Source organism: Methylobacterium sp. DB0501, assembly GCF_011043735.1.
Classification (GTDB): domain Bacteria; phylum Pseudomonadota; class Alphaproteobacteria; order Rhizobiales; family Beijerinckiaceae; genus Methylobacterium; species Methylobacterium alsaeris.
In genome coordinates, this window is record NZ_JAAKGV010000026.1 from 42,437 (window position 1) to 55,574 (window position 13,138).

The following is a 13,138-nucleotide window of genomic DNA, read 5'->3' on the forward strand; positions in this document are numbered from 1 at the left end:
TCCGATAACAGATTGTCATAAAAGATCTACACAACTACATATTTGGGTAGTTCGGCCCGCCCGGGCCTTCCGGCGGTACCCAGTCGATGTTCTGGTTCGGGTCCTTGATATCGCACGTCTTGCAGTGGACGCAGTTCTGCGCGTTGATCTGGTAGCGCACCCCGTCCGAGGCGGAGGCGTCCTCCACCCACTCGTAGACGCCCGCCGGGCAGTAGCGCGCCGAGGGCCCGCCGAACACGTCGTGCTCGGAGCGCTTCTGCACCTCCAGGTCGCGGACCTGGAGGTGGGCCGGCTGGTCCTCCTCGTGGTTGGTGTTCGACAGGTAGACCGAGGAGAGCCGGTCGAAGGTCAGCTTGCCGTCCGGCTTCGGGTAGACGATCGGCGTCACCTCCGAGAGCGGCTTCAGGCAGGCGTGGTCCGGCTTGCCGTGGCCGAGCGTGCCGAACGGCGAGGCGCCGAGCAGGGTCGTCGCCCACATGTCGATCCCGCCGAGGCCGACCCCCACCAGCGTGCCGTACTTCGACCAGAGCGGCTTGACGTTGCGCACCGCCTTGAGGTCCTGCCCGATCGGGCTGTCGCGCCAGCCGGCCTCGTAGGCGGCGAGCTCGTCCCCGGCCCGGCCGGCCTTCAGCGCCTCGGCGATCGCGTCCGCCGCCTGGATGCCGGACAGGATCGCGTTGTGCGAGCCCTTGATGCGCGGCACGTTCACGAAGCCCGCGGAATCGCCCACGAGGCAGCCGCCGGGGAAGACGAGCTTGGGCACCGATTGCCAGCCGCCCTCCATGATCGCCCGCGCCCCGTAGCCGATGCGCTTGGCGCCCTCGAACGTGTCGCGGATCAGCGGGTGGGTCTTGAAGCGCTGGAACTCCTCGAACGGCGACAGGGTCGGGTTCTCGTAGTTCAGGTGGGTGACGAACCCGACCGAGACCAGGTGGTCGTCGAAGTGGTACAGCCACGAGCCGCCGCCGGCCTTGTTCGGCAGCGGCCAGCCCATCGTGTGGCGCACCAGCCCCGGCTCGAACCGGTCGGGAGCGAGCTGCCACAGCTCCTTCACGCCGATCCCGTACTTGAAGTGGTCGCTTTCCTTGTTGAGCGCGAAGCGCTGGATCAGCCCCTTGGTCAGCGAGCCGCGGGCGCCCTCGCCGAACACCGTGTACTTGGCGCGCAGCTCCATGCCGCGGGTGTAGTCGTCGCGCTGCGCGCCGGACTTCGCGATCCCGAGATCGCCGGTGGCGATGCCCACGACCGCGCCGGCCGCGTCGAACAGCACCTCCGCGGCAGGGAAGCCCGGGTAGATCTCGACGCCGAGCGCCTCGGCCTGGGCGCCGAGGTACTTGGCGACGTTCGACAGCGAGCCGACAAAGTTGCCGTGGTTGGACATCAGACGCGGAAAAAACACGTTCGGCAGGGTCACGCCGCTGTTCCTGGTGAGCATCATGAACGCGTCGCGGGCGACCTCGGTCTTGAGCGGCCGCTCGGGGTCCTGGCGCCAGTCGGGCAGCAGGGCGTCGAGGCCGGTCGGGTCGACCACGGCGCCGGACAGGATGTGGGCGCCGACCTCCGAGCCCTTCTCGACCACGACGACCGAGATGTCCCCGCCGGCTTCCGCCGCGCGCTGCTTGAGGCGGATCGCGGTGGCGAGCCCGGCCGGCCCCGCCCCGACGACGACCACGTCGAAGTCCATGCTCTCGCGTTCGGGCAGCGCCATCGTCGCCTCTCCTGATCTGATCCGCTTTATCGCCGGATCTATAGTCCGGGCAGCACTGTCGGCTCTACATTTCGATTGATCTGCCCCAACGGGGTAATCCGATTCGAAAGTTAGCGCAGGGTCAGGGTGGAATTGACCCTGTTTTTGATCCACGACCTATGCAAGTTCTCGGGCTGTGACAGCTTGGTTGGCGAAGGCTCGACAGTCCCTCGTCCTGATAGAGCCGGCACGGTCCATCGCAAATCGATGCTCAACAGGCATCGTCGGTTCACGTCCGCTCAAGAGCCAAAGCGATCCCTTGGCCGACGCCGACGCACATGCAGACCAGGGCTCGCGCCTTGCTGGAGAGGGACAATTCGAGGGCAGCCGTGCCGGCGAGCCTCGCGCCGCTCATGCCGAGAGGGTGGCCCAGCGCGATGGAGCCGCCGTTTGGATTGACCCGCGGCTCGTCATCGCCGAGGCCCAGTTGGCGCAACACGGCCAGGCCCTGCGACGCGAAGGCCTCGTTCAGTTCGACCACATCGAGCGCCTCGACGGTCCAATTGATGCGGCCGAGCAGCCTGCGGGTTGCCGGAACAGGGCCGATTCCCATAACGCGGGGCGCCACGCCGGCCGCCGCTCCTCCGACGATGCGCGCGACCGGCGTGAGACCGTGCCGCCGCGCCGCCGCTTCCGAAGCGATGATCAGCGCCGCGGCACCGTCGTTCACCCCTGAGGCATTGCCCGCTGTGACCGTTGCGCCGGTTATCCGATTGACGGGCGCCAGCTTCGCCAGAGTCTCCAGACTCGTCAGACGCGGATGCTCGTCGGTCGCCACTTGGACGGGTTCGCCCTTCCTGCGCGGCACAGGGACTGCCACGATCTCGCTGCTCAAGCGACCATTCGCCTGCGCGGCCGCAGCCTTTTCCTGGCTGCGAAAGGCGAAGAGATCCTGGTCGGCGCGGGCGATCTCATAGTCGATCGCCACGTTGTCCGCCGTCCCCGGCATCGAATCGACCCCATACCGGGCCTTCATCTGCGGGTTCACGAAGCGCCAGCCGATCGTGGTGTCGTGGACCTCGGCCGAGCGGGAGAACGCGGCCTCCGCCTTCGGCAACACGAAGGGCGCGCGGCTCATGCTCTCGACCCCGCCGGCGACCACGAGTTCAGCCTCGCCCGACTTGATGGCGCGGGCCGCAGTGGCGACGGCGTCGAGCCCTGAACCGCACAGGCGGTTGATCGTGGTGCCCGGGATGGTGTCCGGCAGGCCAGCGAGCAAGAGAGACATCCGGGCGACGTTCCGGTTGTCCTCGCCCGCCTGATTGGCGCACCCGAAGATCACATCATCCACGCTCGCCCAGTCCAGACCTGGATTGCGGTCGGCCAGCGCCCTGAGCGGGATCGCGCCAAGATCGTCGGTCCGAACGGACGAGAGCGCGCCGCCGAAGCGGCCGATGGGCGTGCGGATGTAGTCGCAGATGAAGGCTTCGGTCATGGCTGCTGATTCGTCTCCCGGATCGATGTCGGATGCCTGCCCGCGTCGGAGCTTGGCCTCCTGGGAATTCTCGGTTTCGGGCTGCCGCGTCCTCAAGACTCGAGTGGCAGGCCGACGGCGCCTCGACGCTCGAGTTGCCCGAGCTGCTCGTCATCCACGCCGGCCAGGCGTCGGAGGATGGAAGCGGTGTGCTCGCCCAGCATCGGCGGCGGCGCGGGATATTCGACCGGGGTGCCGGACATCTTGATCGGGCTTCCCACCGTCATGAAGTCCGTCTTCAAGGGGTGCGGGATCTCCACCAGCATCTCGCGCGCCTTGACCTGCGGCTCGTCGAGGGCCTGGGCGACGTCGTTGATCGGCCCGATCGGGACACCATGGGGATGGATGCGCCCGATCCATTCCTCCGCAGTGCCGGTGAGAAAATGCGCGGCGAGGATGCCGACGACCTCGACACGATTCACCACGCGGTCGGAGTTGCGCGCGAAGCGAGGGTCCTTCGGAAGGTCCGGCAGACCAATGGCCTTGCACAGGGAAACGAATTGCGAATCGTTGCCGCAGGCGATGACGAAGTCGGCGTCGGACGCTCGGAACACCTGATAGGGAACGATGTTCGCGTGGGCATTGCCGTACCGTCCGGGCGGCCGTCCGGAAGCCAGGAAATTCTGGCTCTGGTTGCAGAGCATCGCGATCTGCACATCGAAGAGCGCCATGTCGACGTGCTGGCCTCTGCCGGTCAGGTGCCGGCTCAGGAGAGCGGCCTCGATCGCCACGACCGCGTAGAGCCCGGTCATCAGATCGGCCACGGCGACGCCCACCTTCTGCGGGCCTCCGCCGGCCAGGTCGTCCCGCTCGCCGGTGATACTCATCAACCCGCCGAGTCCCTGGATGATGAAGTCGTAGCCGGGCTCTGCCGCGCGTGGGCCGGTCTGCCCGAAGCCCGTCACCGAGCAATAGACCAAACGCGGGTTGGCCTTCGACAGCGTCTCGTAATCGAGGCCATACTTCGCCAGAGACCCGGCCTTGTAATTCTCGACGAGAACGTCAGATTTCATTGCGAGGATACGCAGCAGCTCCTGTCCTTCGACAGAGGCGATATCGATCGCAACGGAATACTTTCCGCGATTCGTCGACTGATAATAGGACGACTCGCGGGTCGGCTCTCCCCGAGCGTCCTTCATCCACGGCGGACCCCAGTCGCGTGTATCGTCGCCCCGTCGCGGACGCTCGATCTTGATGACCTCCGCCCCAAGGTCGGCCAGGATCTGGCTGCACCAGGGGCCGGCCAGCACACGGCTCAGGTCGAGCACCCTCAATCCGGTCAAAGCGCCCATTCTGTCGTTCCTCCCTCTGATGTATGTCTTCGCTTCGGCCGTCGGTCCGCGACGACGGAGCTTGGTCAGTGCCCGAAGTCGAGCGGAGGTGGCGCGTGCGGCCAAAGGGGTCGCGCACCGCCTCCGTGGCCCACAGAACGATCCGAGCCTCCGGAGCTTGACCCGTCAGCGCGTGTCCGCTGAGGCCGCGCACGGTTCCGCGGTGCGCAAGGACAATCCGAGCGCAGCCCGGCGGCGGAGCCACGGGCTCGGCCGGTAGCGGGGATCGCCCGTTGTCGCGAGCAGGCGCGTCAGGATCGTGTGGAGACGGTCCGCCCCCAAGGCGTCGCCCCAGGCCAGCGGGCCGCGCGGATAGCCGAGCCCGAGCCGGACGGCATCGTCGATGTCCTCGACGCTCGCGATGCCTTGCTGCGAAATATCGCAGGCCAGGTTCACGATGGCGGCCAGTGTCCGCTGCACGATGAAGCCGACGCTGTCGTTGATCACCGTCACGCCGACGCCGTCACGCGCCAGAATGGCATGCGCGGCATCCCTGGCCCCGGCGTCGGTAGCGGGCGTCAGCATCAGCGTCCTGTGCCGATCGAGACCGGGCAGGAGGTCGATGCACACGGTCCTGCGAGGATCGGTCACGTGCAGTCGACACGCCGTCGTCGCATCCTGACCATAGGGCGCGAGGAGGCAGAGCGCTCCCCTGGAAGGCACCGCCTCCGTCTCCACCGTGACGCCGATGGCGTGCAGGAGGGTCCGGAGCGCATCGCGGTCGGCCTCGCGTTCGGCGCCGATCCAGACCGGCGGCAGAACGCCGACATCCGGAACCCGCTGGTTGGGTGCCGGATCGAGCGGCTTCCCATCGCGATATCGGTAGAAGCCGTGGCCGGTCTTCCTTCCGAGCCGGCCGCCCTCCAGCATCTGCCGCGTCAGGGCCGACGGCCTGCAGCGAGGCTCCTGATAGAACTGCGCATAGATCGATTCCATGACCGGGTGGGACACGTCGAGCCCGGTAAGGTCGAACAGCTCGAAGGGACCCATCCGGAAACCCGCCGCCTCGCGCAGGACGCGGTCGATGTCGCCGCAGGATGCGACGGATTCGCCGAGCATCATCAGGGCTTCGGTCCCGTAGGCGCGGCCGGCGTGGTTGACGACGAAACCCGGCGTGTCCTTCGCCCGGACGGCGCGGTGGCCCATGCGCTCCGCAAGGGCGACGAGCGCATCGCCGACGGCAGGAGACGTCTCCAGGCCATCGACGACCTCGACGACCTTCATCAACGGGACAGGATTGAAGAAATGGAAGCCGGCGATGCGCTCGGGATGTCGGGCGCATCGAGCGATGGCGGTGACGGACAGCGACGAGGTGTTCGAAGCCAGGATGCAGGTCTCGCCGACGATGTCCTCTAGTTCGGCCAGCAGGGCGCGCTTGGGCTCGATCCGCTCGACGATGGCTTCGACGATCAGGTCGCAAGACGCCAGGTCGCCGAGGGTCGCCGCGACGTGGAGGCGCGCGGCGGCGTCCGTGGCCTCGCCCGCGCCGATCTTTCCCTTGTCGGCCAGCCTGTCGAGCGTCGAGACCAGGTTGTCGCGAGAGGAGGCCGCGGCACCTGCCCGGGCATCGAAGAGATGGACGCTCAGCCCCGCCTGCGCGGCGATCTGCGCGATCCCGGTGCCCATGACGCCAGTGCCGACGACCGCCATGCGATGGATGGAATGCGCCATGGCTCAACCTCCCGTGAAGACCGGCCGGCGCTTCGCCAGGAACGCGTCGGCTCCTTCCTTCTGGTCCTTGGAATCGAAGAGGAGTTGAAAGGCCTTGCGTTCGAGCGCGAGCCCGCCTTCGAGCGACATGTCCGCGCCGGTGAGCATGACCTCCTTGATCTGTGCGACCGCCAGGGCCGGCAGCGCGGCGATCTCTGCCGCCAACTCACGCGCTCTGGCCAGGGTCCGGCCATCCGGCACGACCTCGCTGATCATACCGATCGCCAAGGCTTCCGGCGCGCGGATCGTGCATCCGGTCAAGGCAAGCCGCATGGCGTGGAATTTTCCGACCGCTCGGACGAGCCGCTGGGTTCCACCCGCACCCGGCATGAGGCCGAGCTTCACCTCGGGCTGTCCGAATCGGGCGGACTCGCCCGCAACGATGATGTCGCAGTGCATGGCAAGCTCGCATCCGCCCCCCAACGCATAGCCGTCGACCGCGGCGATGACGGGTTTCGGGCAGCGTGCGATCGCGTCCCAGAGCAGCTCGGTATGCCGGAGATACATCTCGACCGGGCCGGCGGCGGCGAATTCTCGAATGTCGGCACCCGCGACGAAGCACTGGTCCGTCCCGGTCAGGACGATCGTGCGCGTTTCCGCATGGGCCGAGGCGGCGCGGAAACACGCGGCCAACTGCTCCCGGATCCTCAGATTCAGAGCGTTCTTGGCCTCCGGTCGATCGATGCGGATGGTGGCGACGCCGTCGCCTGAGCTCTCCAGTGTGACGAACGCATCCTCGGACTCTCTCATGGCGGATCCAGCAGTTTCGCTATGCGAAATTTGGTTTCGCACATGATCATAGGCACTGGTCTGCACGGTTGTAAATAGGCTTTGCCGCGAGGAATCCACCCGTCCTTCAAGTGTACCCTCGCGCTGTTTTGCATTCCTTGCGCCATTCCAAGAAATCTGCTAATTTCGCTATGCGGAATTGGATTTCGCGGATTGACAAGGCTCAAGGAGTGGCTCTAATGCGCCGCAAGAACAATGACACGCACACCGGGAGCCCCGAAAAAGGTCTCGATGCTCCGACCGATGCGATACCGGCTGTCCTCGGTCCGATGGAGGCGAAATGGGAGGAGGATCGGCAGTTCGTGACCGCCCTCGGCAGAGGTCTCGAGATTCTGCGCTGCTTCACGCCGAAGGAAAATGCACTCGGCAATCAGGATATCGCGGCTCTGACCGGGCTTCCGAAGCCGACCGTCTCGCGGTTGACATACACTCTTCTGCGGCTCGGCTATCTCCGGCAAGACGCCCGCACCGGACGGTATCAGCTGGACATCGGCGTCCTCGGCTTCGGCTACTCAATGCTGTCCAATCTTGTGATCCGATCCGTCGCGGCGCCACTGATGATGGAACTTGCCGAGCACGCGAAGGCTGCCGTCGCCATGGCCGCGCGCGACCGGTTGCAGATGATCTACGTCGACGTCGTGCAGGGACAGGGCAACATGACGATGCGCCGTCAGATCGGGAGCGGCGTGCCGTTGCCGCAGAGCGCACTGGGTCGCGCCTGTCTGGCCGCGATGCCCGAGAGCGAGCGGGATTTCCTGCTCGATCATGTCCGCCGACGCGATCCGGATGGATGGCCAACCGTGCGGAAGGGCTTGGACCGGGCACTGCGTGACTATGAGGACTACGGCTACTGCCTGTCGATCGGGGAGTGGCACAAGGATGTGAATGCGGTCGCGGTGCCTTTGGTCCATAGCCAATATGGTCTCTTGGCCTTCAACTGTGGCGGCCCGAGTTTTCAGCTTTCACGCGAGAAGCTCGAAGACGATATCGGCGCGCGCTTGGTCGGAATGGTTCGCAACATCAGCTCCGCTGTCCCTTCATCGATAGGGTGACGGAGTTCTCAAACCATCGCTCGAGAGACAATCGAAGAGGAAAGGCGTATGATCAGGGATCAAAACACACTGGAGATGATCACGAATTCCGTCCGTCAGTTCGTGACGGAGGTCCTGATCCCACGCGAGGAAGAAGTCGCGGAACACGACGCCATTCCTGAAGACATCATCGAGCAGATGAAATCTCTGGGCTTCTTCGGGCTGACCATTCCGGAGATGTATGGCGGTCTCGGTCTGACGATGGAAGAGGAGGTGGAGGTCGTGTTCGAACTCGGCCGCGCCTCCCCGGCCTATCGGTCATACATCGGAACGAATAACGGGATCGGTTCGCTCGGCATCTTGATCGACGGCACGGATGCCCAGAAAGATGTCTATCTTCCTCGGCTCGCGAACGGGGACTTGCTCAGTTCTTTCTGCCTAACCGAGCCCGATTCCGGCTCTGACGCCGCCTCTCTGAGGTGCACCGCAGTCCGCGACGGCGACGTCTATGTTCTGAACGGCACGAAGCGTTTCATCACGAACGCGCCGGTCGCCGACCTGTTCACGGTGATGGCTCGGACGACGCCGGCGATTGCGGGCGCCGCGGGCATCAGCGCTTTCATCGTGGATCGCCACAGTCCTGGCCTCTCCGTCGGCAAGGCCGATCGCAAGATGGGGCAGAAGGGCGCCCTCACCAGCGACGTTATCTTCGACGACGTCGCCGTACCGGTCGGCAACTTGATCGGGGGCGTCGAAGGGATCGGCTTCAAGACTGCCATGAAGGTCCTCGACAAGGGGCGGCTGCACATCGCAGCGTTGAGCGTGGCTGCAGCCGAACGGATGCTTGCCGATGCCCTGCTCTATGCCACCGAACGCCGACAATTCAGGAAACCGATCTCCGAGTTCCAGTTGATCCAGGCGATGCTGGCGGACAGCAAGGCTGAGATTTACGCCGCCAAATGCATGGTCCGCGATGCGGCGCGACGCCGCGACGAAGGCCTCGATGTCGGCACGGAGGCCTCGTGCGCGAAGATGTTCGCGTCTGAGATGTGCGGACGTGTCGCCGATCGCTGCGTTCAGATCCATGGCGGCGCCGGCTACGTGAGCGACTATTCGATCGAGCGATTCTATCGGGATGTCCGGCTGTTCCGGATCTATGAAGGAACGACACAAATCCAGCAAATCATCATCGCCCGCAACATGATCCGAGAGATCACGAGTTAAGACAATGCCGGAGCACGGCGTGAACGATCACGTTCGGCTGTAGATCCTGCGTCGTGCGACACGCCTCGACTGAGGCGCACACGACAGAGAAGCGGAGGCGGGCAGGTCGGGATTTTGCGGCTGCCTCCCAACCCATCACAGAACTCGATTTGAGAATGGCTGTAGCGGACCCGCACTGTGCGTCCGAAGGAAGACCTATGTCCGCTGCAGACAGAACGCAACCATCAATGCAAGGGGAGGATATCGATGCAAACGACTACTGCCGGGAGCGCACGCGCAAAGGATGAGATCGCGCGTGACAGGACATGGATGTACGCCTTCGTCTTCTGTTTTCTCGCGCTGTTGATCGATGGCGCCGATCTGATGCTGCTGGCCTACGCCTTGACGAGCATCAAGGCCGAGTTCGGGCTCACCAGCGTGGAAGCCGGCAGCCTCGGCAGCGTCACCCTCGCCGGCATGGCGCTCGGCGGCATCTATGGCGGCTGGGCGTGCGATCGCTTCGGCCGGGTCCGGACCGTCGCGTGGACGATCATGCTGTTCTCGGTCGGCACCGCCCTGCTCGGCTTCACGCAAAGCTACCTGCAGTTCGCCGTCGTAAGGTTCGGGTCCTCCCTCGGACTTGGGGCACTCTACGTAGCCTGCAACACGCTGATGGCGGAATACGTACCGACCAAGTACCGGACGACCGTGCTCGGCACCCTGCAGGCTGGGTGGTCTGTCGGCTATGTCGTGGCAACCTTGCTGGCTGGCTGGATCCTGCCCATCCACGGCTGGCGGTGGCTGTTCTTCATCGCGATCATTCCCGTCATCCTGTCGCTTTTCATGCGCAAACTTGTCCCGGAGCCGGAGAGTTGGGTGAAGGCCAAGGCTGAACGGCTAGAGACGGCCGGCACCGTGGAGACGCAGGCCCAGCCTAGCGAGAGCGCGTTCAAGGCTGTCTTCGGCGACCCGCGCACCCGAAGCATGTTCCTGTTCTGGGCGGCCACGGCCGGATTGCTCCAGTTCGGTTATTATGGGGTCAACAATTGGCTTCCGGCCTACCTGCAGACAGAGATGAACATGAAGTTCAGTTCAGTGACGTCCTATCTCGTCGGCAGCTACACGGCGATGATCCTGGGTAAGATCGTCGCCGGCGTGGCGGCGGACAAACTCGGCCGTCGTGCTGTTTTTGCCCTCGGTGCTCTCGGGACCGCCGTCTTTCTTCCCGTGATCGTGCTCTGGCACACTCCAGACAACATTCTCTGGATGCTGGTGGTGTTCGGCTTCCTCTATGGTGTCCCCTACGGTGTCAACGCGACCTATATGGCCGAGAGTTTCCAAGCCCGCTATCGCGGAACGGCGGTGGGCGGTGCCTACAACCTCGGCCGGATCGGCGCGGCCCTCGCCCCGATCGTCATCGGGTTTCTCGCGAGCCAGTTCTCGATCGGCTTCGGGTTCCTGGTCATGGGGGCTGCGTATCTCGTCTGCGGACTGATCCCCGCCCTCTTCATTCGCGAGAAGCAGTTCGATCCGAAGACCCAATAAGTGGGTTAGCACTCGGCAGAAACGGCTCAAGTCGGACGGACAATGATGGTGCGCCGCTCAAGGCGTCGACACCAACATTGCCCGTCCGCATCGCAAGAAGAACCGAAAGCTGCATTCTTGCCATACATAGGGCAAGCTATTAGATCTATGTCAGCCCTGACTGGGATGTTCTGAGTGCACGATAGACGCTGGCCCGGGCTATGCTGAGCTTCCGTGCGATCTCGGCAGGCCCCAAGCCCTCGGCCTTCAGGGCACATACCTCGGCGGGATTGATCGAGGGGGTCCGGCCCTTGTAGACGCCGGCGGCCTTGGCCTTGGCGATCCCTTCCATCTGGCGTTCGCGCCGCAGGTTGGTCTCGAACTCGGCGAAGACCCCGAGCATGTCGAGGAAGGCCTTGCCGGTGGCCGTGCCGGTGTCGATCGGCTGCTCGGTGGCCTGCAGGCGGGCGCCTTTGGCCTTCAGGGTGCGCACGATGTCCTGGAGGTCGCCGATGGAGCGGGCGAGCCGATCGATGCGGGTGACGACGAGGGTGTCGCCCTTGCCGATGAAATCCAGCACGATCGACAACTCGGTCCGGCCGGTGGTCGAGGTGCCGGAGACTTTCTCCGCCCGGATCGGGTCGCACCCGGCCGCCTTGAGGGCGTCGAGCTGGATCGTGAGGTCCTGATCAGTGGTGGAGACGCGTGCGTAGCCGATACGAGCCATGAAGCGTCCCGGATGGATCTAGACCCTGCATGCTTAGCGTCGCAAAACCCCAAAAACAACCCTAATAAGACGCCGTTTTGCGTCTCAAGGTCACGACTCTTTTGGGTATACCCATCTGCTCCATTCAGACCGTGACATAACTGCGCCTTGATGCGAGAATGCCGCTTAGGGAGAGATGCATTCTTACTCCCTGGATAGGTGGCAGGGCTAACGCTGATGGCAGAGCTAATTCGCCGAACCGTACAGGTGGCCGAGAATGGAAGGATGAACCTCCCTGCCGAGATGCGTCGCGGCCTAGGACTGACCGGACCGGGGCGTGTGATCCTCACTCAGGATGAGGATGGCATCCGTATCACGACGGCCGACCAAGCCCTCAGACGCATTCGCGCCCTGGCTGCTCCATTTGCCCAAGGACGAGCGTCCGTAGTCGACGAATTCCTCGCGGAGCGTCGGGCTGAAGCGGCCCGTGAGGAGGGCGGGGAAGCGGATGCCGGGCATGACTGATCCGGTTCTGGATGCCTCGGCGGTGCTGGCCGTCATATTCGACGAGCCGGGTGCCGATCGCGTGGCGGCCCACCTGCCCGGCGCGCGGATCTCCGCGGTCAACGCCGCGGAGGTGATGACCAAGCTCGTCGATCTCGGGATGCCGGAGGATACCGTCGACGCGATCTTCGAGGGGCTGCAGCTCACGATCCTGCCCTTCGAGATGGCTCATGCGCGCGAGACCGCGCGCCTGCGGACGCTCACCCGGGCGGCCGGCCTCTCGCTCGGCGATCGCGCCTGCCTGGCGGTGGCGGGACAGCTCGATGCCCCTGCGTTCACGACCGATCGGGCTTGGTCGCGGGTGGACGGTGCCGTCGTCGGCGTCACGATCGAGCTGCTGCGCTGAACCGATGGCGGGCGCCGCGGCCCTCGTGGTGATCGCCGCAGGGCTCAACGAGCGGCAGCGGGCCTATCTGCTCGCCACCTACGACGAGGATCAGGCCCGCGAGGCGACGCATCGCGGGCCGGGCGGTCCTCCGGCCCGGCGCTGGCGCTGGATCGAGTACGGGCCTGTCGGTCACAAGTGGCTCGATGGGCCAGGATCCCGCCTGCTGCGGGCCAAGCTGACGCAGTCCGGCATGGTCAGCCAGGGGACCGGCGCCACATGGGCGGCGCTGGCCGAGCGCGGCCTGCTGACCACGCGACACGAGCATACCGGCCTGATCGACACGCGCAGCCGCCGGGCGATCCGGTCCCTCATGGTGCGGCTGACGACCGACGGCCGGAAGGTGGCCCGCCTCCTGCGGGGCGAGCCGCCGACACGGCCGCGGAGCATGGAGCCCAAGCCGCTCTCCCTGTCGGCGCTGCGCCTGGTGGCCTACGGCCAGCAGCATCCCGAGGAGGCGTTCGATTTCCATGCCCCCTGGGGCGTGTGCCCGCTCGACTACCTCGTGGTCCTCGGGATCTGCCGCGGCCTCGTGAAGCGCGGGCTGCTCGCCGGCGACCCGCCGACCCGGCTCCGGATCACCCCGGCCGGCTCGGTCCTCGACGTCACGCAGGAGACCAACTGGAAGCCCTTCGCCTGAAATCCCGAGAGCGTGTCGCCGCGTTCCGACTGGT

General features: G+C 65.3%; 11 protein-coding genes and 1 pseudogene. 6 read left to right on the forward strand and 6 right to left on the reverse strand.

All coding sequences use genetic code 11. From position 1 onward, the window contains the following. Nucleotides 1-34: 34 nt before the first annotated feature. The 5 genes from G4G93_RS29685 to G4G93_RS29705 all read right to left on the reverse strand — a co-directional run bounded on the left by G4G93_RS29685 (nt 35) and on the right by G4G93_RS29705 (nt 7,012). Nucleotides 35-1,708 (reverse strand): electron transfer flavoprotein-ubiquinone oxidoreductase, encoded by a 1,674-nt coding sequence (locus G4G93_RS29685; protein ID WP_165090144.1) that lies wholly within the window; start codon nt 1,706-1,708, stop codon nt 35-37. A gap of 268 nt (nt 1,709-1,976) precedes the next feature. After that, a complete protein-coding gene (gene pcaF / locus G4G93_RS29690; RefSeq protein WP_165090147.1) occupies nt 1,977-3,182 on the reverse strand; it encodes a 3-oxoadipyl-CoA thiolase in 1,206 nt (401 codons plus the stop codon). A 92-nt stretch (nt 3,183-3,274) separates the two neighbouring features. Beyond that, complete coding sequence (locus G4G93_RS29695) at nt 3,275-4,513, reverse strand: CaiB/BaiF CoA-transferase family protein (protein ID WP_165090150.1); 1,239 nt, start codon at nt 4,511-4,513, stop codon at nt 3,275-3,277. Between the two features lie 165 nt (nt 4,514-4,678). Next, entirely contained in the window at nt 4,679-6,223 is a 1,545-nt protein-coding gene (locus G4G93_RS29700; RefSeq protein WP_165090152.1) for a 3-hydroxyacyl-CoA dehydrogenase, read from the reverse strand. Between the two features lie 3 nt (nt 6,224-6,226). Continuing rightward, nucleotides 6,227-7,012, reverse strand: a complete 786-nt coding sequence (locus tag G4G93_RS29705) for an enoyl-CoA hydratase (RefSeq protein ID WP_165090155.1) — start codon at nt 7,010-7,012, stop codon at nt 6,227-6,229. A 308-nt stretch (nt 7,013-7,320) separates the two neighbouring features. Between G4G93_RS29705 and G4G93_RS29710 the strand changes: the two genes are divergently transcribed. From G4G93_RS29710 to G4G93_RS29720, 3 genes and pseudogenes are all read left to right on the forward strand, one after another. Then, nucleotides 7,321-8,103: an IclR family transcriptional regulator gene (locus G4G93_RS29710; RefSeq protein WP_264051544.1), complete on the forward strand. Its 783-nt coding sequence runs from the start codon at nt 7,321-7,323 to the stop codon at nt 8,101-8,103. A 48-nt stretch (nt 8,104-8,151) separates the two neighbouring features. Next, a complete protein-coding gene (locus G4G93_RS29715; protein ID WP_165090161.1) occupies nt 8,152-9,306 on the forward strand; it encodes an acyl-CoA dehydrogenase family protein in 1,155 nt (384 codons plus the stop codon). A gap of 318 nt (nt 9,307-9,624) precedes the next feature. Further along, nucleotides 9,625-10,830 (forward strand): annotated as a pseudogene (locus G4G93_RS29720) (MFS transporter); the annotation flags it as partial. A gap of 145 nt (nt 10,831-10,975) precedes the next feature. Here the strand turns inward: G4G93_RS29720 and G4G93_RS29725 are convergent. Then, nucleotides 10,976-11,536, reverse strand: coding sequence for a recombinase family protein (locus G4G93_RS29725; RefSeq protein WP_165090166.1), 561 nt, complete (start codon nt 11,534-11,536; stop codon nt 10,976-10,978). Nucleotides 11,537-11,752: 216 nt separating this feature from the next. Here G4G93_RS29725 and G4G93_RS29730 point away from each other — a divergent pair, with 216 nt between their 5' ends. The 3 genes from G4G93_RS29730 to G4G93_RS29740 are packed head-to-tail and all read left to right on the forward strand — an operon-like array spanning nt 11,753 to nt 13,104. Further along, entirely contained in the window at nt 11,753-12,040 is a 288-nt protein-coding gene (locus tag G4G93_RS29730; RefSeq protein WP_165090169.1) for an AbrB/MazE/SpoVT family DNA-binding domain-containing protein, read from the forward strand. After that, nucleotides 12,033-12,425, forward strand: coding sequence for a type II toxin-antitoxin system VapC family toxin (locus G4G93_RS29735; RefSeq protein WP_165090171.1), 393 nt, complete (start codon nt 12,033-12,035; stop codon nt 12,423-12,425). The genes G4G93_RS29730 and G4G93_RS29735 overlap by 8 nt, the downstream gene beginning before the upstream one ends. Nucleotides 12,426-12,429: 4 nt before the next feature. After that, complete coding sequence (locus tag G4G93_RS29740) at nt 12,430-13,104, forward strand: hypothetical protein (protein WP_165090174.1); 675 nt, start codon at nt 12,430-12,432, stop codon at nt 13,102-13,104. Nucleotides 13,105-13,138 lie beyond the last annotated feature (34 nt).